Raw genomic sequence first — 18,938 nt, forward strand, 5'->3', positions numbered from 1 at the left:
ACCCTGCTCCCCCAGGGCCGCCCCGCCACCGCCTCGTCCACCGAGAACGCCGGCACCCCCGCCTCGGCCGCGGTCGACGGCAACACCGGCACCCGCTGGGCCAGCGCGTTCAGCGACCCGCAGTGGCTCCAGGTCGACCTGGGCGCGCGGGCCACCATCAGCCAGGTCAACCTGCTCTGGGAGGGCGCCTACGGTCGGGCGTTCCAGCTCCAGACCTCCGACGACGGCGCCACCTGGACCACCATCTACTCGACCACCACCGGCGCCGGGGGCACGCAGAACCTCACCGTCACCGGCGTCGGCCGGTACGTGCGGATGTACGGCACCGCCCGGGGCACCGGCTACGGCTACTCGCTCTGGGAGTTCCAGGTCTACGGCGAGACCGGCGGCACCACGCCCACCTGCGGCAGCACCAACGTCGCCCAGGGCAGCCCCGCGACCGCCTCATCCACCCAGGATGCCGGCCTCGCGGCGTCCGCCGCCGTCGACGGCAACTCGGGCACCCGCTGGGCCAGCGCCGCCAGCGACCCGCAGTGGCTGCGCGTCGACCTCGGCGCCACCCGCACGATCTGCCGGGTGACGCTCACCTGGGAGGCCGCGTACGCCCGGGCCTTCCAGCTCCAGGCCTCGGCCGACGGGACCACCTGGACCACGATCTACTCGACCACCACGGGCACCGGCGGCACGCAGAACCTCACCGTCAGCGGTAGCGGCCGCTACCTGCGGATGTACGGCACCGCCCGGGGCACCGCGTACGGCTACTCGCTGTGGGAGTTGGCGGTCAACACCACGGGCGGCACCAGCGAGCCGCCGGTCGGCACGACCGACCCGTACAACCCGAACCTCGGGTCGAACACGTTCGTCTTCGACCCGAGCACTCCGACGTCGACCATCCAGAGTCGACTGAACACCCTCTTCACCCAGCAGGAGACCAACCAGTTCGGCCCGCAGCGCTACGCGGTGCTGTTCAAGCCGGGCACCTACACCGCCGACGTCAACCTCGGCTTCTTCACCCAGGTCGCCGGCCTCGGGCTGAGCCCGGACGACGTCAACCTCAACGGCCACGTCCGCACCGAGGCGTTCTGGATGGGCGGCAACGCCACCCAGAACTTCTGGCGGGCCGCGGAGAACCTCTCGGTCACCCTGCCCGCCGGGCAGACCGTGGAGCGCTGGGCGGTGTCCCAGGCCGCGCCGTACCGCCGGATGCACCTGCGCGGCGCGCAGAACCAGATCCAGCTCTGGAACGGCGGCGACGGCTGGTCCAGCGGCGGCCTGCTGGCCGACACCCGCATCGACGGCCTGGTCGTCTCCGGCTCGCAGCAGCAGTGGTACTCGCGCAACAGCGAGTTCGGCAACGGCTGGACCGGATCGGTGTGGAACATGGTCTTCCAGGGCGTCGTCGGCGCCCCGGCGCCGAGCTTCCCCAACCCGTCGCACACAGTCATCGCGCAGACCCCGCAGGTCCGCGAGAAGCCGTTCCTGTACGTCGACGGCAGCGGTGAGTACCGGGTGTTCGTGCCGGCGCTGCGCACCAACTCCACCGGCACGAGCTGGTACAACAAGACCCCGGCCGGCTCGTCCATCTCGCTTTCGCAGTTCTTCGTCGTCCAGCCCGGCACCAGCGCCGCCACCATCAACGCGGCCCTCGCCCAGGGACGGCACCTGCTCTTCACCCCGGGCGTGCACCACGTCACCGAGCCGATCCAGGTCAACCGGGCCGACACGGTGATCCTCGGCCTCGGCCTCGCCACCATCCAGGCCGACAACGGCAGCGTCGGGATGCGGGTGGCCGACGTGGACGGCGTCAAGGTCGCCGGCATCATGTTCGAGGCCGGCACCACGAATTCGCCGGTGCTCATGGAGGTCGGGCCGGCTGGTTCGTCCGCGAGCCACGCCGCGAACCCAACGTCGCTGCACGACGTGTTCTTCCGCATCGGCGGACCCCACGTCGGCAAGGCCACCAACACGCTGACCGTCAACAGCGACAACGTGATCGGCGACCACATGTGGCTGTGGCGGGCCGACCACGCCGCCAGCGGCGTACCCACCGGGTGGACGCTGAACACCGCCGACACCGGGCTCACCGTCAACGGCGACAACGTCACCATGTACGGCCTCTTCGTCGAGCACTACCAGAAGTACCAGACCATCTGGAACGGCAACGGCGGCCGGACGTACTTCTACCAGAACGAGCTGCCGTACGACCCGCCCAACCAGGCGGCCTGGATGAACGGGTCGACCCGGGGGTACGCCGCGTACAAGGTCGCCGATTCGGTGACGAGCCACCAGGCGTTCGGGCTGGGCAGCTACAGCTACTTCAACGTCAATCCGGCTGTGGTCGAGGAGCGGTCCTTCGAGGTGCCCGTCAACCCCAACGTGCGCTTCACGAACATGGTCACCGTCTCGCTCGGCGGCGTCGGCACCATCAACCGGGTGATCAACAACGCCGGTGGCACCGCGAACGCGGCCAACCAGACGGTGTACCTGACCACCTACCCCTGACCCGGGCGCCCGCGCCGGCCCGGTCGTCCCACGGACCGGGCCGGGGCGGGTCGCACCGAGGGCCGAGCCGGCCCGGTCCCGCCGAGACCGGGCCGGCCTCGGTCGTGCCGGTCACCGCGTCAGCACCTCGGACGCCGCCCGCTCACCGGCGCGCACCGCGCCCTCCAGGTAGCCGTTCCAGCGGGTCGCCGTCTCGGTGCCCGCCCAGTGCACCCGCCCCACGGGTGCCCGCAACGAGGGGCCGTACGTGCGCCAGGCGCCCGGGGTGAGCGCGCCGCCGAAGCAGCCCCGGGTCCACGGATCGGCCGACCAGTCGTACTCGACGAGGTCCATCGGGTCGGTGGCGCGCGGCCCGATGACGGCCGAGAACGCGTCCAGCAGGCAGCGTCGACGCCGCTCGGGAGGCATCTCGCGAAGCGCAGCGGCGTCCGAGGAGTAGCTGAACCCGCTCAGCACCCCGAGCGGCGAGCCCGGGGTGGAGTTGTCGACCGTCTCGGTGAGCGGTCCGGCGCTGCTGGTCGCCACGCCGGAGATATCGTCGGCACGCCAGAACGGTTCCGGGTAGACGGCGTGCACCTTCAACGCCGACCCCATCGGCATCCGCTGGGTCAGCCCGTCGCGCAGCGCGGGCAGCGGCGGGTCGTACCGGATCCGTCCGGCCAGCGCCGGCGCCACGGCGACGACCACCGCGTCGCCGTCGACGCGTCCGGTGTCCGTGCACACGGTCACCCCGTCGACGCTCTGCTCGATCGTCCGTACCGGCGTGGCCAGCGACAGCGCCCCCGGCGGCAGGGCGGCGGCCATCCGCTCGGCCAGCAGCGGCGGCCCGCCCACGATCCGGTCCTGCTGGGCGCCACCGGCCATGCCCAGAAGCGGTCCGGTGCCACCGGCGCTGCGCAGGTAGAACAGCAGGTGCAGCAGGGACACCTCGTCCGCGCCGGTGGCCAGCAGCCCGCCGGCGAGCAGCCGCCCCAGGTAGGCGGCGGTGTCGCCGTCCCCGGCCGTGGTGTCCAGCCAGGCGCCGAGGGTGGTCCGGTCCCACCGCGCGGCCTCCGGCGCCTGCCAGGGGGCGGCCGGGTCCAGTCGTGCGGCGTACTCGTCGAGCAGAGCGAGCACCCGTGCGGCCTGCGCCGGCGGCTCGGCCCGACGCCGACCGGCCCAGAGCAGGGTGGGTACGCCGACCGCCGCGGACGCGAAGGTGGTCAGCCCGTGCTCGGCGATCAGCGCGTACATCCGGTCCTGGGTCGGTCCGATCCACTGCGCGCCCAGGTCGAGCTGGGTCCCGTCGGGCAGCCATCGGGTCAGCACCCGCCCGCCGACCCGGTCGCGGGCCTCCAGGACCCGCACGTCGGCACCGGCCCGGTCGAGCGCGAGCGCGGCGGCGAGACCGGAGAAGCCGGCCCCGACCACGACCACCCGGAAGCCGTCGACCACACCGGGTTCTACCCACAACGGTCGCGGGTATGGCTGTCGGCTCCGGTCGCGGCACCGGCGGACCGTATCCCTGTCCCGCCCCCTTTGCTCTGCACCCACCGGCGCAACACCCGGGCCCGCGCACCCGTCGCATCCGTGGGTGCAGAGCAAAGGGGGCGTCAACACCGGGCCGGGCCGGCCGCCGGGAACTTCCGCCGACGTGTCGATCCGGGCGACCGCCGATCGTGTGGAGGATGAGAGGTCGGCGACGGGCCGGCCGCCCACGAGGAGGACCGATGACGTTGTACCTGCTCAGCCTTCACCAGCCGCAGGGCGAGCTGCCACCGGACCCGGAGTTCCTGACCGGGGTGATGCGCCAGCTCGGCGAGCTGCGCGACGAGTTGGCGTCCACCGGGTCGTGGGTCTTCGGCCAGGGCCTGCACGGCCCGGAGACGGCCACCGTGCTGCGTCCCCGCGACGGCGAGGTCCTCATCACCGACGGACCGTTCGTGGAGGGCAAGGAGTACCTGGGCGGCATCACCATCATCGACGTGCCGGACCTGGACGCCGCCCTGCACTGGGGTCGCCGCTACGCGCTGGCCACCACCCTGCCGATCGAGGTCCGCACCTTCCAGGGTGGGGCCGGAGACTGACCGTGCCCGACGTGGAGGCGGTGTTCCGCACGGAGTACGGCCGCGCGGTCGCCGTCCTGGTGCGCCTCCTCGGCGACATCGACCTCGCCGAGGAGGCCGTCCAGGACGCCTTCACCGTGGCGGTGGCGCAGTGGCCGCGAACCGGCCCGCCGCCCAGCCCCGCCGGCTGGATCATCACCACGGCCCGGAACCGGGCCATCGACCGGCGGCGCCGGGAGTCGTCGCGGGCCGACCGGCACGCCCAGGCGGCACTGCTGTACGCCGCCGACCCACCCGCTGAGGAGGGACCGGTGCGCGACGACCGGCTGCGTCTGATCTTCACCTGCTGCCATCCGGCGCTCGCCCCGACCGCCCGGGTCGCCCTCACCCTGCGCCTGCTCGGCGGCCTGAGCACCGCCGAGATCGCCCGCGCCTTCCTGGTGCCCGAGCCGACGATGGCGCAGCGGCTGGTCCGCGCCAAGTCGAAGATCCGCAACGCGGGGATCCCGTACCGGGTGCCCCGCGACGCCGACCTGCCCGACCGGCTGCACGCCGTCCTCGCGGTGCTCTACCTGATCTTCAACGAGGGGCACACGGCCAGCGCCGGACGGCACCTGGTCCGCGACGAGTTGTGCGCCGAGGCGATCCGCCTGGCCCGCCTGCTGGTCGAGCTGATGCCCGACGAGCCGGAGGCGCTCGGCCTGCTCGCGCTGATGCTGCTCGCCGAATCCCGCCGTCCGGCGCGGACCACCGCCGACGGCCACCCGGTGCCGCTGCCCGAGCAGGACCGACGCCTGTGGGACACCGCCCTGAGCGCCGAGGGTCGGACGCTGGTACGCCGCTGCCTGCGCCGGGCCCGGCCCGGCCCGTACCAGATCCAGGCCGCGATCGCCGCCGTGCACAGCGTCGCCGCACGCGCCGCCGACACGGACTGGGCGCAGATCCTCCAGCTGTACGACCAGCTCACGGTGGTCGCCCCCGGCCCGGTGGTGGCGCTGAACCGGGCCGTCGCGCTCGCCGAGGTGGCCGGTGCGGCGGTCGCGCTGGCCGAGGTGGACCGCCTCGACCTGGCCAGCTACCACGTGTACCACGCGGTCCGCGCCGACCTGCTGGCCCGGCTCGGGCGGGGCGGGGCGGCCGTCGAGGCGTACCGGACAGCCGTTGCCCGGACGGACAACGCGGCCGAACGGGCCTTCCTCACCGCACGCGCGACGACCCTGGCGGGGGCCTGAGCGCGTTTGCCGCCGGGGCGGCCGGGAAACCGAGGCGCCGCCGCAGCTGTGGATGGGGGAGGGGACATGGCGTACCGCCCGACCGTCGTCGACACGGTGCCGGACCTGTCCACCCTCACGCTCGGCGTCGAGGAGGAGTACCTGCTGATCGACCCGGACAGCGGCCGGAACCTGCCGGTGGCCGACCAGGTGCTCGCCGCGCTGCGCGGCCGCGCCCATGACCAGAGCCGCCAGGAGTTCCGGCACAGCATGGTGGAGATGGTCACCCCGGTCTGCGCCGACCTCGGCGAACTGCGCGCGCAGCTGGTGACGCTGCGCCGCTCCGCCGTCGAGGCCGCCCGGGCGGCCGGAGCGCGGCTGGTGGCAGTGGGCGCCACCCCGGTCGCCGAGCCGCACCGGACGGTGCCCGACGAGCCGCGCTACCACGCGATGTCCCGCCGGTACGGGCCGGTGGCGCACGACCCGGCGGTCTGCGGCTACCACGTGCACGTGGGGGTGCCCGACCGGGAACTGGCCGTACAGGTCTGCAACCACCTGCGGTTGTGGCTGCCGGTGGTGCAGGCCATCACCACCAACTCGCCGCTGCACGACGGGTACGACACCGGCCACGCCAGCTGGCGGTCGATGCAGCTGGAGCGCTGGCCCAGCATCGGCCCGACGCCGTACTTCGACTCCGCCGCCGACTACGACCGCACCCTGAAGGAGCTGATCGCCGCCGGCATCATGCTCGACGCCGCGATGGTCTACTGGTACGCCCGGCCGTCGCCCGCGTACCCGACGGTGGAGGTGCGCGTCGGCGACGTCTGCCCGGACGTGGACGACGCGGTGCTGGTCGCCGCGCTGGTCCGGTCCCTCGTCGCGACCCTCGTCGACGACGTACGCGCCGGCGTGTCGGCGCCGCCCGTGCGCGACTGCCTGGTCGCCGCGGCGCACTGGCGGGCCGCCCACGACGGCCTCGACGGTGAACTCATCGACCTGCGCGCCGGCGGCGCCCGGCCCGCCTGGGACCTCGTCGACGACCTGATGGCGGTGATCGCGCCGGCCCTGCTGCGCCACGGCGACCTGGGGTACGTCCTGGCGCAACTGGCCCGGCTGCGCCGCGACGGCACCGGCGCTACCCGGCAGCGTCGGGTGCTGGAGCGCACCGGCGACCTGCGCGCCGTCATCGACGACCTCGCCGCCCGCACCGCCGCCGGCTGACCCTCCCCGCGATCAGCGGATGTCGTGGGTCTGGAGCCACAGCTCCAGCAGACCCAGCTGCCACAGCTTGTTGCTGCCGGCCGCCGCTTCGGCCCGGTCCGGCTCGGCGAGCAGCCGCGCCACGTACCCGGTGCGGAACAGCTCCCGCTCGCGGGCCTCCGGCGCCTGCAGGGCCTCGGCGACCAGCTCGCGGACCGGACCGTTCACGTTGCGCAGCGCCGGCACCGGGAAGTAGCCCTTCGGCCGGTCGATCACCTCGGCCGGCAGGACCTCCCGGGCGACCTCCTTGAGCACGCCCTTGCCGCCCTGGGCCACCTTGTGCTCCGGCGGGCAGTGCGCCGCGAGGGTCACCAGGTCCTGGTCGAGGAACGGGGTGCGCACCTCCAGGCCCCACGCCATGCTCATGCTGTCCACCCGCTTGACCGGGTCGTCGGGCAGCATCAGGTGGGTGTCCAGCCGCAGCACGGCGTCCAGCGCGGTCTGTGCTCCGGGCGCGGCGAGGTGTTCGGTGAGCAGGTCCCGGCTGGCGTCGTGCTCCAGCGCGTACGCCGGGCCGACGATGCGGCGCAGCTCGTCGTGGCCCCGGTCGAAGAACGCGGCGGCGAACGTCTCGGCGGCGCTGTGCCGGGGCGCCCCGACCAGCGGCTGGTGGTAGCCGTAGCCGGCGAACACCTCGTCGGCGCCCTGCCCCGACTGGGCCACCCGCACGTGCCGCGCCACCTGCTCGGACAGCAGGTGGAAGGCGACCACGTCGTGGCTGCCCATCGGCTCGGTCATCGCCAGCACGGCACGTCGGACGGACGGGACCAGGTCGTCGTCGGCCAGCCGGATCCGGTGATGGTCGCTGTCGTACGCGCGGGCCACCAGGTCCGAGTAGTGGAACTCGTCGCCGGACTCGCCACCCTGGCTGTCGAAGCCGATGCTGAACGTGCGCAGGTGTTGCTGGCCGGCCTCGGCGAGCAGCGCCACGATGAGGCTGGAGTCCAGTCCGCCGGAGAGCAGCACCCCCACCGGCACGTCGGCGACCAGCCGTCGGCGTACCGCCGTGCGCAGCGCGTCGCCGATCGCGGCCCGCCAGTCGGCGGCGTCCATCCCCGCGTCGGCCGGCTCGCGCACGTAGTCGGGTCGCCAGTAGACCTCCTCGCGGCTGCCCCCGTCCGCCTCGATCACCCGCAGGGTGGCCGGCGGCAGCTTGCGCACACCCCGCAGCACGGTCCTGGGCGCAGGGACGATGGAGTGCCAGGACAGGTAGTGGTGCAGCGCCACCGGGTCGATACCGGTGTCCACGTCGCCGGCGCGCAGCAGCGCGGGCAGTGTGGAGGCGAACCGGAGCCGCCCGGGCGTCTCGGCCAGGTAGAGCGGTTTGATGCCGAGCCGGTCACGGGCCAGGACGAGGCGTCGCCGGGCCCGGTCGACCAGCCCGATCGCGAACATGCCGACCAGGTGGTCGACGAACCGCTCACCCCAGTGCGCGTACGCCACCAGGATCACCTCGGTGTCGCTGGTGGATCCGAAGGCGTACCCGGCGTTCTGGAGCTCCTCGCGCAGCTCCGGGTAGTTGTAGACGCACCCGTTGAAGACCAGCGCCAGGCCCAGGTCGTCGCGCACCATGGGCTGTCCGCCCGCGTCGGACAGGTCGATGATGGTCAGCCGGCGGTGCCCGAGGGTCACCCAACCGTCGGTGAACAACCCCTCGTCGTCCGGGCCGCGTGAGCGCATCGCCTCGGTCATCCGGGTGACCGCCGCCGCGTCGGGTGCTCGGCCGTCGAACCGTGCCTCCCCGCTGATCCCGCACATCAGCCGGGCCTCCCGTCACCTCACCCCCGACCGGTGCCGGCCGGTCCCGTCGACCGGACGGGGCCGCTGGCTACCCGACGGCGCGGTGGTTATGCGCGCAGGGTGCGCAGGATGCGGGCCAGTTCGGCGCGGTCGGCGTCGGCCAGGTGGCCGAAGAAGCGGTCGGCCTCGGCTCGGCGGGCGGCCCGGATGGCGGTGCTGACCCGGTTGCCCTCCTCGGTGAGCGCGACAAGGGTCGCCCGCCGGTCGGCCGGGTCCGGTCGACGCTCGACGAGCCCCCGGGCCTGGAGGTCGTCGATGACCTCGGTGGCCGAGCGGGGCGCGATGCGCAGGTGCTCGGCGAGGGTGCCGGGGCGTACCTCGCCGTGTCGGGCCAGCACGCCGAGGGCCCGGGACTGGCTGGGGGTGACATCCCAGGGCGCCAGCGAATCGCGCGTCTGACGGCGCAGACGTGACGCGACGGCCCAGAACGTCTCGGCCAGGCTCTCGTCGTCCCCGCTGTCGGCGGTGTCCCCGGTCACCGGAATACGGTAGCAGGCGATCCGGTTGTACCCTCATGTTGAGGTAACCTCAGCATCACCCGATCGAAAGGCAGTTGCCCCTTGGACCCCACCCCGATGGGCCGCGACCGCGGCCACCGCACCGTCAGCGCCGAGGAGAAGACGCAGGCCCGCCAGGTGTCCCTGCGCCGCATCGGCCGCCTGTTCACCCCGCACCGGCCCGCGCTGGCCGCCGTCACCGCGATCATCGTGCTCTCCTCGATCATCGCGATGGCCACCCCGTTCCTACTGCGTGCCGTGATCGACCGGGCCCTGCCGCAGGGCGACGTGCGCCTGCTGGTCTGGCTGGTCCTCGGCATGGTCGCCGTCGCCGCGGTGACCGCCGCCCTCGGCGTCGTGCAGACCTGGATCTCCACCCAGGTCGGGCAGCGGGTCATGCACCTGCTGCGCACCGACGTCTTCAGCCACCTCCAGCGCCAGTCTCTGGGCTTCTTCACCCGCACCCGCACCGGCGAGGTGCAGTCTCGGATCACCAACGACATCGGCGGCATGCAGTCGGTGGTCACCTCCACCGCCACCGCCGTCGCGGCCAACCTCACCACAGTGGTCGCCACCGCCGTCGCCATGATCGCGCTCTCCTGGCAGCTCTCCCTGGTCTCGCTCGTCGTGCTGCCACCGGCCATCTGGCTGACCCGACGGGTCGCCCGGATGCGCCGCGAGATCACCGCCCAGCGGCAACGCGAACTCGCCGACCTCAACGTCACCGTCGAGGAGGGCCTGTCGATCAGCGGCGTACAGCTCGCCAAGACCCTCGGCACCGGCCCCGCGCTCATCGACCGGTTCACCGCCTCGTCGGCGCGCCTTGTCGACCTGGAGCTGCGCAGCGAGCTGGCCGGCCGCTGGCGGATGGCCTCGATGAGCATCATCTTCGCCGCCGTACCCGCGGTCATCTACCTCGCCGCCGGCCTGCCCGGCACCGCCGGCACGCTGAGCATCGGCACCCTGGTCGCCTTCACCGCCCTGCAGGGCGGGCTGTTCCGACCGCTGATGGGCCTGCTCAACGTGGGCGTCTCGCTCACCGCGTCGCTGGCGCTGTTCGCCCGGATCTTCGAATACCTCGACCTGCCGGTCGACGTGGCCGACCCCGCCGAGCCGGTCCGCCTCGACCCCACCCGGGTACGCGGACACCTGCGCCTTGCGGACGTCACCTTCGGCTATCCGGGCAGCGACACCGCCGCGCTCGCCGGGATCACCCTCGACGTCCCCGCCGGCACCAGCCTCGCCCTGGTCGGCGAGACCGGTTCGGGCAAGAGCACCCTCGCCGGGCTGATCAGTCGGCTGCACGACCCGAACGCCGGCCGGGTCACCATCGACGGAGTCGACCTGCGGGACCTGCGCCTGGCCGACCTGGCCTCCATCGTCGGCGTGGTCAGCCAGGAGACGTACCTGCTGCACACCACCGTGCGGGAGAACCTGCGCTACGCCCGCCCGGACGCCACCGACGCCGAGATCGAGGACGCCGCCCGCGCCGCCCAGATCCACGACCTGATCGCCGGGCTGCCCGACGGGTACGACACCGTCGTCGGCTCGCGCGGCCACCGGTTCTCCGGCGGCGAGAAGCAACGCCTGGCCATCGCCCGTACGCTGCTGCGCGACCCGCGCGTCCTGGTCCTCGACGAGGCCACCAGCGCGCTCGACACCGAGACCGAACGGGCCGTGCAACGGGCCTTCGACGCGCTCGCCGAGGGGCGCACCACGATAACCATCGCCCACCGGCTGTCCACCGTCCGCGACGCCGACCAGATCGCGGTGCTCGACCACGGCCGGATCGTCGAATCCGGCGACCACGACAGCCTGCTGAACCACAACGGCCGCTACGCCACCCTGGCCGCCTGAGCCCGTCCACCGGTGCCGCACGACATTGACACCCGCTGCTTTCCATCCCATGGTCGACGGATCATCACTCCGTCGAAGGGCCGCAGGATGGTCAGCAGCGAACACCGGTACGTCATCGTCGGCGCGGGACCTGCCGGACTCCAACTGAGCTACTACCTCCAGCAGCAGGGCGCCGACTACCTGACCCTCGAACGCGGCGACCAACCCGGTGACTTCTTCCGCCGGTTCCCCCGACACCGCCGGCTCATCTCGCTGAACAAGGTCCACACCGACAGCACCGATCCCGAGATCCGCCTGCGCTGGGACTGGAACTCGCTGCTCAACGACGACCCGGACCTGCTGTTCCCGCGATTCAGCCAGGAGTACCTGCCGGGCGCCGACGACCTGGTGCGCTACCTCGCCGAGTTCCAACGCGTCCACCAGCTCAACATCCGCTTCGGCACCACCGTCGAGCGGATCACCCGTACCGACGACGGTTTCACGGTGAGCACCGACCAGGGGGAGGTGCGGGCGCGCTGCCTCGTCGTCGCGACAGGCTGGGGCAAGCCGTTCGTGCCGGCCATCAAGGGCATCGAACACGCCATCGGGTACGAGGACATGGTCGTCGACCCCTCGGCGTACGAGGACCAGCGGGTGCTGATCATCGGCAAGGGCAACTCCGCCTTCGAGACCGCGTCGTCCATCCTCGGCCGGGCGTCCATGGTGCACCTCGCCAGCCGGCAGCCCCTGCGCCTGGCGTGGAACACCAAACACCCAGGCGACGTCCGCGGCCAGTACGGCGCCATCCTCGACAGCTACCAGTTCAAGACCCTGCACTCGGTGCTGGACTGCGCCATCGACGAGATCCGACCCGTCGACGGACGGTTCCGGGTGTCGATCACGTACACCCACGCGCAGGGCGAGACCGCCGAACTCGACTACCACACCGTGCTGAGGTGCACCGGTTTCCGGATGGACACCAGCCTCTTCGACGAGACGGCCCGTCCCGAACTGGTGCGCGACGGCCGGATGCCCGGGCTACGCCCCGACTGGCAGTCCAGCAACGTCGACGACCTGTACTTCGCCGGCACCATCGCCCAGGCCCGGGACGTCAAGCACGCGTCGTCGCCCTTCATCGACGGCTTCCGGTACAACCTGCGCACGTTCACCCGGATCCTGCGGGAGCGGTACGACGACGTGCCGCTGTCGTACGCGACGACGCCCGCCGACGCCGCGTCGCTGGCCAAGCTGATGCTGGACCGCGTCAACTGGTCCTCGGCGCTGTGGACCCAGTTCGAATACCTGTGTGACGTCCTCGTCCGCGACGACGCGACAGGCGACCTCCACCACTACGAGGACCTGCCGGAGGACTACGCCGTGGAGCGCTTCGCGGGCGCGACCCAGTGGTACACCCTGGCGCTGCGGTGGGGCCGCGACGACTACGGCGACGTCTTCGCCATCGAGCGGCACCCGACCCCCGACCGGGCCCGGGAGAGCGCCTTCATCCATCCGGTGATCCGACGCTACCGGGGCGCCGAGATGCTCGCCGAGCAGCACCTGTTGGAGGACCTGCTGGCCGAGTGGCGACGCCCGGACCGGCACGTCGAGCCACTTGTCGAGTTCCTGACCAGGGACCTCACCAGCGCACCATGACCTCGTCGAGGGGTTTGCGGGTCAGGTCCGGGACGTGGGCGTCCGGCGCGGGATACCCGACGGGCATCACCACGTAGGGGCGCTCCTCCGGCGGACGCTCGCACACCTCGTTGAGGAACCGCATCGGGCTGGGCGTGTGGGTCAGCGTGACCAGGCCGGCGTGGTGCAGCGCGGTGATCAGCAGGCCGACCGCGATCCCGACGGACTCCTTGACGTAGTACGGCTTCGGGCTGTTGGGCCCCTGGTGCACCTCGAACACGACGATGACCGCCGGTGCGGTCTCCAGGAACGGCTTGCGCCAGTCGGTGCCGAGCCCGGCGATCGCACCGAGCCACTCCTGCGACGCGCGGCGGTCGTAGAACTCCCGTTCCTCGGCCTCCGCGGCCTCGCGGAGCCGGCGCTTGCGGGCCGGGTCGGTCAGCACGACGAACCGCCACGGCTGCACGTTGGCGCCACTGGGCGCCGTCGACGCGGCCCGGACCGCGGCCTCGACCACCCCGTCGGGCAGCGGATCGCTGGCGAAGTCCCGCACCGAACGGCGCTGTGCCATCCGGTCGGCGAACGCCTGCACCTCGCGCACCATCTCCGCGGGAGGCCGTCGCCGGTGCCGGATGGGGACCGTGGGTAGCAGGTCCGCGTCGTTCACCTGTGGCCTCCCTGTACGGGTGTGCCGGTCCGCGGCAGGGCCGCCCGGGTGCCTCCAGCATCTCGGAGAACGGGCGGGGCGTCCTTACGCCGGCGTGCTCTCTCGCCTCGTCGGCACACCGGGCGCGGTCCAGGCCGCGATCTCGTCGACCACGTCGGTCAGGCGTCCGCGTCGCGCCGCGGCGGCCCGCTGACGCGTCGCCCCGTCGCCGTCCGCCGTGAGGCCCCTGCGCCAGGCCTGCACCCGCTCACGGTCGCCCGCCTCGTCCAGCGCCGGTCCGGCGCGCTCGACCAGACGATCGGCGAGGACGGCCGCCGGCAGTAGCCGGCCCGTGCCGACGTCCACGCCGTGGCCGCCCATCCCGTCGCGGGCGGCCCGCCAGTACGCGAGCCGCATCAGCTCGGGGGCCAGCTCCGGCCCCTCGTCGCCCCTGTCGACAGCCTCCCCGGCGATGACCACCAGAGCCCGCACCAGGGCGGCGAGCGCCGCGGACTCGACGGCGGTGACGGGTACGTCGGCGACCCGCACCTCGATCGTCGGGTGCGCCCTGGACAGGCGCAGATCCCAGAAGATCGTGCCGTGGTCGACGAGCGCGCCCGCGTCGAGCAGCATGTCCACGTGGTCGTCGTACTCCCGCGCGGACCGCAGGAACGGCGGCGGGCCGGCCACCGGCCAGCGCCCCCACGTGACGGTCCGCCAACTCGAGTAGCCGGTGTCGCGCTCGGACCAGTAGGGCGAGTTGGCCGTCAGGGCCACGAACACCGGCAGGTGCTGGCGCAGGTGGTTGCCGATCAGCACGGCCCGGTCCCGGTCGGGCTCCTGCACGTGGACGTGCACGGCGCAGATCGCCACCTCGTCGTGCAGCCCACGGAAGGTGGCGGTGCCCCGGTCCTGGCGCGGGCCCTCGGTGATCGGCGGCGGCACGGCGCAGCCGAGCACCGGCGAGCCGCTGGCGATCACCCGCAGGCCCGCCGATCGGGCCGCGCCCTGCACGGCGGCGCGACCGTCGGCGAGCTGCGCCGAGAGGTCGTCGACACTCAGGCACGGGTCGGTGCGGGTCTCCACCTGAAGCTTGGTGATCTCACCACCCACCCGGGGGCCGAGCGTCGGGCGGGCGCCGTCGACGACCGTCGCCGCCTCCGGCACGACCTCACCCCGGTCGGCGTCGACCACGAGGAACTCCTCCTCGACACCGAGCAGGGGAATGGACGATCCCGAACGCTGTCCCGAAGTCATGCCGACGACGACCCCTCGCTGCCGGTCGTTCGCCGGCAGTGAGCACGTTACGGGATCTCGTCGATGGGTCGCGGACCGGCGCGCTCCACCGTGGACAGCGCGTCGACGAGTCCGGCCAGCAGCGCCGTCCGCTCGGGCATCCGGTCCAGGCAGACGTACTCCTCGGCGGAGTGCGCTCCGCCGCCGACCGCGCCCAGGCCGTCCAGGGTCGGTACGCCCAACGCGGCAGTGAAGTTGCCGTCGGACGCGCCGGCGGCGTACGCGCCGAGGAGGCCCCCGATGCCGAGCTGGCCGGCGATCGACTGGGCAAGTTCCAGCAGCGGCCGCGACAGCTCCGCGGACATCGGATAGCGGTTGATCCCGCCCTGCACGTCAAGCGTCGCCTCGGGCAGGAACGGCACCAGCCCGCGGATGGCGTGGTCGACACGTTCGAGTTCGTCAGTGGTCCAGGCCCGCACGTCCACGGCCAGGCTGGCGCGCTCGGGCACCGTGTTCGTCGTCGTGCCGGCGGAGAGCAGGGTCGGGGTGACCGAGGTGCCACCGCTGTCCGCCGCGCCGAGCGCCCCCAGCGAGAGCACCTGATGGGCGACCTCGACCGTGGCGTTGACGCCGCGCTGCGGTTCCACACCCGCGTGCGCGGCGCGACCGGAGACGATCAGGCGGTAGACCGAACCACCCTTGCGGGCGACCTTCACGTGCCCGTCGGGGGTGGCCGCCTCCAGGACGAGAACCGCGCCGGAACGCCGCGCCTCCCGTTCGATCAGCTGCCGTGATGTGACGGACCCGGACTCCTCGTCGCAGGTGAGCAGCACACCGACCGCCGAGGTGTCCCCGATCAGACGCAGCGCCGCGAACATCTGCACGATGCCCGCCTTCATGTCACACACGCCCGGCCCGGTCGCGACATCCCCAGCGACGCTGAAGGGCCGGGACCCGATCGTGCCGACCGGGAAGACGGTGTCGAAGTGGCCGAGCAGCAGCACCCGCTGGTCGGCGGCCGGCCACAGCAGGTGCGGCAGGCCGTCGACCACGACCCGACGGGCCGGCCGGCCGAGCACCTCCTCCCCCCAGCGGGCGAGCAGGTCGGCGCAGGACTCGAGCTGAGGCAACGCGCCCGGTGCCGACTCGCGCGCGACGAGCGTGCCCAGCCGATCGACCATGTCGGTGTGAAGCCGCTCAGCGGCATTCAGCAGACTGCGTGGGTGATCCATCGATCCCTCCGACTGCACGGCTGATGAGCCTGGCCAGGCTTCTGCATCGACCGTCGCAGAGGGAGCGGACCGCGGTCACCCTCGACTGTGCTCAGGCTGCCGGAGGTCGGGCCGCCGCCCCGTAACCGACCTCGATGACCCGACGGGTCGTCTCGGCGTAGGCGTCCTGACCGGTCGGCGCGAAGGTGCCCAGGCCGTCGACGTACCTGTTGAACATGCAGAACGCGGCGGCGATCAGCACCGTGTCGTGGATCTCCACGTCGGTGGCGCCCTCCGCGCGGGCGCTCTCGACCAGCTCGGAAGTGACGTTCCGGCCGCTGATCTGGACAGCGCCCGCGATGCGCAGCAGCGCCCGCAGCTTGGCCGAGATCTGAGCGCTGTCGAGGTCCGCGCGTACCTGGTCGACGAGGTCCATGCCCTCGTCGAGCTGCGCCGCCGCGAACGCCGAGTGCGACGCGCAGCAGAACGTGCACTCGTTACGCCCGGACACGTACGCGGCGATCAGCTCCCGCTCGCCGGCCGGAAGCGAGTTCGGGGAGCGCAACAGCACCTCGGCCAGCTCGTTGAGCGGCTTCGCGGTCTCCGGACGATACCGCATCGGACCGGTGATGCCGGGGAACTGCTTCTCGTCGACCCCGAGATCGATGTGCGCCATGTGTCATGTCCTCCAACCGTTGACCGCTGCCCGGCCGGACCACACCTCAGCCGAGGGCGACTGTCCGACCGGGACGGCGCGGCAGACGCCGTGCCGCCACGATCTCATCCCGTACGCCGATCGGGTTCCTTCCTTCGTGCTCTTCTCATCGATCGGTCGACATGTCGGTGCTCACCCCTAGCACGATCGGCCGGGCCCTGGGGCCTCGTCCACAATTGCTGTCGCTGTCCACAGCGACGTCGGCCGGGGCTGACTCCGGCAGGTCGTCGGAGCACGGTCGACCCGTGGACGCGCACCTGCAATCCCTGCTCGACCGAAGCGGCGGCCTGGCCACACGGCTGGACGTTCTCCGCGTGGCACCGCCGTGGGCACTCCAGGCCGCATGCCGGGCAGGTGGACTGGTCCGGGTCCTGCCGGGGGTCTACGTCGATACGTCCCTCGCCCGGGACACCCCTTCGGAGCTGCCGGTTCTCGCGCGGCTCGAGCCGGAACTGGCTCGCCGCGCCGCGCTGTCGTTCGTCCTGCCCCGAGGGTCAGGCCTGCGCAGTCGGCCACATCTCGTGGTACGCCATCGCTCCGGATTCGCGGTCGCACCACCGCAGGTGGTGGTACGGGGAGGGCTGCCGGTAACTCGACTCGACCGGACCCTGGTGGACTGCTGGCCGCTGCTACCGACGGTCGACCGGCCGGAACTGCTCATCCGCGCGGTCAACGACCGGCTGACCACCCCGCAGCGCCTCGTCGCCGCCCTCGGCGAGGTGCCGAGGTTGACCGGCCGCACGGCGATGCGCGATCTGCTGGACCGGCTCGCCGCCGGTTGTCGCAGCCCGTTGGAGATCTGGGGTCACGACCACGTCTTCACCGGGCCCGGTATGCCGCCGTTCCTCCGGCAGGCGCGGGTCCGGGTGGGTGGACGCCCTGCTCGCCACCGTCGGCATCCTCGTGGTCCGCTTCAGTCACCGTCGCCTCACCGCTGACGCGGACCAGGTCCGCCGGGAAACGCTAGCCATCCTCGCCACTCGCCCCGCTCCATGATCATGTGACGAAAAGCGGCGGCGTGGGTCAGGGAGGCGTGGGGCGTTGTCGGGGTGGGGCGTTCACCGGGTCGGTGGGGTGTTCGTTGTGGTTGTGCAGGAGTTCGTTGATCCAGCGGGCGGCTTCGCGTTGGGTGCTGAGCAGGTGGTTGCGGGCGTCGGCCACCTCATGGTCGTCGGCGTCGTCGGTGAGGATGGCCACCCATCGTCGACTCAACTCCTCGGCGTACCGGGCTCTGCGCATCTGCTCGTCGAACTGGTACTCCAGCTTCACCATCCGGTCGACGTGCGGCTGGAGCGCCGGCATGATGCGGTCGTCGAGTCGGACGGCGGCGTCGGGCCGGCAGGTGATGGTGATCTCGCCCCGCCGGTAGGTCCACTCCGGATCGTCGGCGAGGGCCTGCTGCAACGCCACCTCGAGGTCGCCCGCCCGATGTGGCGGCAGGTCCCGGGCGGCGTCGGCGGCGAGCCGGGTCAGTCGTTGGATCGCGTGGGGCTGGAAGTACTGCACGTACCAGCTCAACACCTCCGAGCGCAGGCTCGCGGGCGACGACCAGGCGAACGTGGCACGGACGTGGAACGAGTACACGTAGCCCCTGGCCGGGACCGTGATCAGCCGGGGCGCGTCGCGCTGTTCGACGAGCGGGCCGGACGGCGACGGGTCGGCCCCGGACCCGACGGGCGCCTCGTCCTGGAGGGCGGCGACCAGCCGGTCCCAGGTTCGTGCCCACCACCGCCACCCACGGACGCTCGCGTCGCGGACGACGGTGAGCCCGCGTACGCCCCGCTGCCGCCACTGGTCCGCGGGTCTCGGCCTCCCATCGGGGGCGTCCGTCATGGCACCCCTCCATGGTCACGGATCCGCACGTCACGCTAACAACCGGTGACCGATATGCCCGCCGCCACGCCGCACGGCGGGAGTCGACCCGCGGGACACCGCGCCGTCGCCTGGTGATCGTCGGCCCGTCGTGTACCGGTCGTTCGGGGACGCCATCCTGCCCGGGTGCGCACACTGCCGACCGTCGTCGCGTACCGGCTGCTCGGGGGAGCCGGCACCACGCTGCTGGCGTGCGCGGGGCTGGCCGCCGGCGCGCTGCCGGTCGGCGCGCACGCCGCCTGGTGGAGCGCGTTGCGGCAGCTCGCCGGGCCGGGGCTGCTCTGCGGGTACGCGGGACTGACGCTGCTCACCGCCGCCTGGTGGTGGGCGGGGCGGTACCCGCGGGCGATCAGCCGGCGCTGCGCCGCGCTGACCCTGGCCTGCTGGGCGCCGCGCCGTACGGACCGGTGTTCCTCGCGGTGGCGGCGGCGGGGACCGGGGCGACCGGGGGCGAACCGGTCGGGAGGGCGACGGG

General features: G+C 72.7%; 15 protein-coding genes and 1 pseudogene. 8 read left to right on the top strand and 8 right to left on the bottom strand.

Going from position 1 to position 18,938, the window contains the following annotated elements; genetic code table 11:
- Nucleotides 1-2,502 (top strand): discoidin domain-containing protein (locus tag FHG89_RS25535; RefSeq protein WP_139586956.1); only part of this gene is annotated, 2,502 nt, incomplete at its 5' end.
- A gap of 111 nt (nucleotides 2,503-2,613) precedes the next feature.
- On the opposite strand, the gene FHG89_RS25540 is transcribed toward FHG89_RS25535, so the two are convergent.
- A complete protein-coding gene (locus tag FHG89_RS25540; RefSeq protein WP_341874274.1) occupies nucleotides 2,614-4,200 on the bottom strand; it encodes a flavin monoamine oxidase family protein in 1,587 nt (528 codons plus the stop codon).
- Nucleotides 4,201-4,211: 11 nt separating this feature from the next.
- On the opposite strand from FHG89_RS25540, the gene FHG89_RS25545 reads away from it, so the two are divergent.
- The 3 genes from FHG89_RS25545 to FHG89_RS25555 all read left to right on the top strand — a co-directional run bounded on the left by FHG89_RS25545 (nucleotide 4,212) and on the right by FHG89_RS25555 (nucleotide 6,979).
- Entirely contained in the window at nucleotides 4,212-4,568 is a 357-nt protein-coding gene (locus tag FHG89_RS25545; RefSeq protein ID WP_139586957.1) for a YciI family protein, read from the top strand.
- 2 nt (nucleotides 4,569-4,570) lie between these two features.
- On the top strand, nucleotides 4,571-5,779 hold the full coding sequence (locus tag FHG89_RS25550; protein WP_139586958.1) for an RNA polymerase sigma factor: 1,209 nt from the start codon (nucleotides 4,571-4,573) through the stop codon (nucleotides 5,777-5,779).
- Nucleotides 5,780-5,845: 66 nt separating this feature from the next.
- A complete protein-coding gene (locus FHG89_RS25555) occupies nucleotides 5,846-6,979 on the top strand; it encodes a carboxylate-amine ligase (protein ID WP_139586959.1) in 1,134 nt (377 codons plus the stop codon).
- A 12-nt stretch (nucleotides 6,980-6,991) separates the two neighbouring features.
- Here FHG89_RS25555 and FHG89_RS25560 read toward each other — a convergent pair whose 3' ends face one another.
- A complete protein-coding gene (locus FHG89_RS25560; RefSeq protein WP_139586960.1) occupies nucleotides 6,992-8,776 on the bottom strand; it encodes an N-acetylglutaminylglutamine amidotransferase in 1,785 nt (594 codons plus the stop codon).
- Between the two features lie 89 nt (nucleotides 8,777-8,865).
- On the bottom strand, nucleotides 8,866-9,297 hold the full coding sequence (locus FHG89_RS25565; protein ID WP_139586961.1) for a MarR family winged helix-turn-helix transcriptional regulator: 432 nt from the start codon (nucleotides 9,295-9,297) through the stop codon (nucleotides 8,866-8,868).
- A 96-nt stretch (nucleotides 9,298-9,393) separates the two neighbouring features.
- Here FHG89_RS25565 and FHG89_RS25570 point away from each other — a divergent pair, with 96 nt between their 5' ends.
- The gene (locus tag FHG89_RS25570) at nucleotides 9,394-11,172 is read left to right on the top strand and encodes an ABC transporter ATP-binding protein (RefSeq protein ID WP_208761109.1); all 1,779 of its coding nucleotides are present in this window, start codon (nucleotides 9,394-9,396) and stop codon (nucleotides 11,170-11,172) included.
- Nucleotides 11,173-11,259: 87 nt separating this feature from the next.
- Nucleotides 11,260-12,804 (top strand): NAD(P)-binding domain-containing protein, encoded by a 1,545-nt coding sequence (locus tag FHG89_RS25575; RefSeq protein WP_139586963.1) that lies wholly within the window; start codon nucleotides 11,260-11,262, stop codon nucleotides 12,802-12,804.
- Here FHG89_RS25575 and FHG89_RS25580 read toward each other — a convergent pair.
- The 4 genes from FHG89_RS25580 to FHG89_RS25595 all read right to left on the bottom strand — a co-directional run bounded on the left by FHG89_RS25580 (nucleotide 12,788) and on the right by FHG89_RS25595 (nucleotide 16,552).
- Complete coding sequence (locus tag FHG89_RS25580; protein ID WP_208761111.1) at nucleotides 12,788-13,387, bottom strand: nitroreductase family protein; 600 nt, start codon at nucleotides 13,385-13,387, stop codon at nucleotides 12,788-12,790. The genes FHG89_RS25575 and FHG89_RS25580 overlap by 17 nt on opposite strands.
- Before the next feature lie 147 nt (nucleotides 13,388-13,534).
- Nucleotides 13,535-14,686 (bottom strand): carboxylate-amine ligase, encoded by a 1,152-nt coding sequence (locus FHG89_RS25585; protein ID WP_139586965.1) that lies wholly within the window; start codon nucleotides 14,684-14,686, stop codon nucleotides 13,535-13,537.
- A 47-nt stretch (nucleotides 14,687-14,733) separates the two neighbouring features.
- Complete coding sequence (locus FHG89_RS25590; protein WP_139586966.1) at nucleotides 14,734-15,897, bottom strand: M20 family metallopeptidase; 1,164 nt, start codon at nucleotides 15,895-15,897, stop codon at nucleotides 14,734-14,736.
- Nucleotides 15,898-15,988: 91 nt separating this feature from the next.
- The gene (locus FHG89_RS25595; protein WP_139586967.1) at nucleotides 15,989-16,552 is read right to left on the bottom strand and encodes a carboxymuconolactone decarboxylase family protein; all 564 of its coding nucleotides are present in this window, start codon (nucleotides 16,550-16,552) and stop codon (nucleotides 15,989-15,991) included.
- Nucleotides 16,553-16,836: 284 nt separating this feature from the next.
- On the opposite strand from FHG89_RS25595, the gene FHG89_RS25600 reads away from it, so the two are divergent.
- Nucleotides 16,837-17,529 (top strand): hypothetical protein, encoded by a 693-nt coding sequence (locus tag FHG89_RS25600; protein ID WP_244295850.1) that lies wholly within the window; start codon nucleotides 16,837-16,839, stop codon nucleotides 17,527-17,529.
- Nucleotides 17,530-17,614: 85 nt separating this feature from the next.
- On the opposite strand, the gene FHG89_RS25605 is transcribed toward FHG89_RS25600, so the two are convergent.
- Nucleotides 17,615-18,424: a hypothetical protein gene (locus tag FHG89_RS25605; protein WP_208761110.1), complete on the bottom strand. Its 810-nt coding sequence runs from the start codon at nucleotides 18,422-18,424 to the stop codon at nucleotides 17,615-17,617.
- 165 nt (nucleotides 18,425-18,589) lie between these two features.
- Here FHG89_RS25605 and FHG89_RS25610 point away from each other — a divergent pair.
- Nucleotides 18,590-18,938 (top strand): annotated as a pseudogene (locus tag FHG89_RS25610) (hypothetical protein); the annotation flags it as partial.

Origin of the sequence: Micromonospora orduensis (assembly GCF_006228125.1) — a bacterium.
Taxonomy (GTDB): Bacteria; Actinomycetota; Actinomycetes; order Mycobacteriales; family Micromonosporaceae; genus Micromonospora; species Micromonospora orduensis.

What these genes read in the sequence shown, in the direction of transcription:
- FHG89_RS25560 (WP_139586960.1), bottom strand. Translation starts at nt 8,776, where the DNA reads ATGTGCGGGATCAGCGGGGAGGCACGGTTCGACGGCCGAGCACCCGAC.
- FHG89_RS25570 (WP_208761109.1), top strand. Translation starts at nt 9,394, where the DNA reads ATGGGCCGCGACCGCGGCCACCGCACCGTCAGCGCCGAGGAGAAGACG.
- FHG89_RS25585 (WP_139586965.1), bottom strand. Translation starts at nt 14,686, where the DNA reads ATGACTTCGGGACAGCGTTCGGGATCGTCCATTCCCCTGCTCGGTGTC.
- FHG89_RS25590 (WP_139586966.1), bottom strand. Translation starts at nt 15,897, where the DNA reads ATGGATCACCCACGCAGTCTGCTGAATGCCGCTGAGCGGCTTCACACC.
- FHG89_RS25555 (WP_139586959.1), top strand. Translation starts at nt 5,846, where the DNA reads ATGGCGTACCGCCCGACCGTCGTCGACACGGTGCCGGACCTGTCCACC.
- FHG89_RS25605 (WP_208761110.1), bottom strand. Translation starts at nt 18,424, where the DNA reads ATGACGGACGCCCCCGATGGGAGGCCGAGACCCGCGGACCAGTGGCGG.
- FHG89_RS25575 (WP_139586963.1), top strand. Translation starts at nt 11,260, where the DNA reads ATGGTCAGCAGCGAACACCGGTACGTCATCGTCGGCGCGGGACCTGCC.
- FHG89_RS25545 (WP_139586957.1), top strand. Translation starts at nt 4,212, where the DNA reads ATGACGTTGTACCTGCTCAGCCTTCACCAGCCGCAGGGCGAGCTGCCA.
- FHG89_RS25595 (WP_139586967.1), bottom strand. Translation starts at nt 16,552, where the DNA reads ATGGCGCACATCGATCTCGGGGTCGACGAGAAGCAGTTCCCCGGCATC.
- FHG89_RS25580 (WP_208761111.1), bottom strand. Translation starts at nt 13,387, where the DNA reads ATGGTGCGCGAGGTGCAGGCGTTCGCCGACCGGATGGCACAGCGCCGT.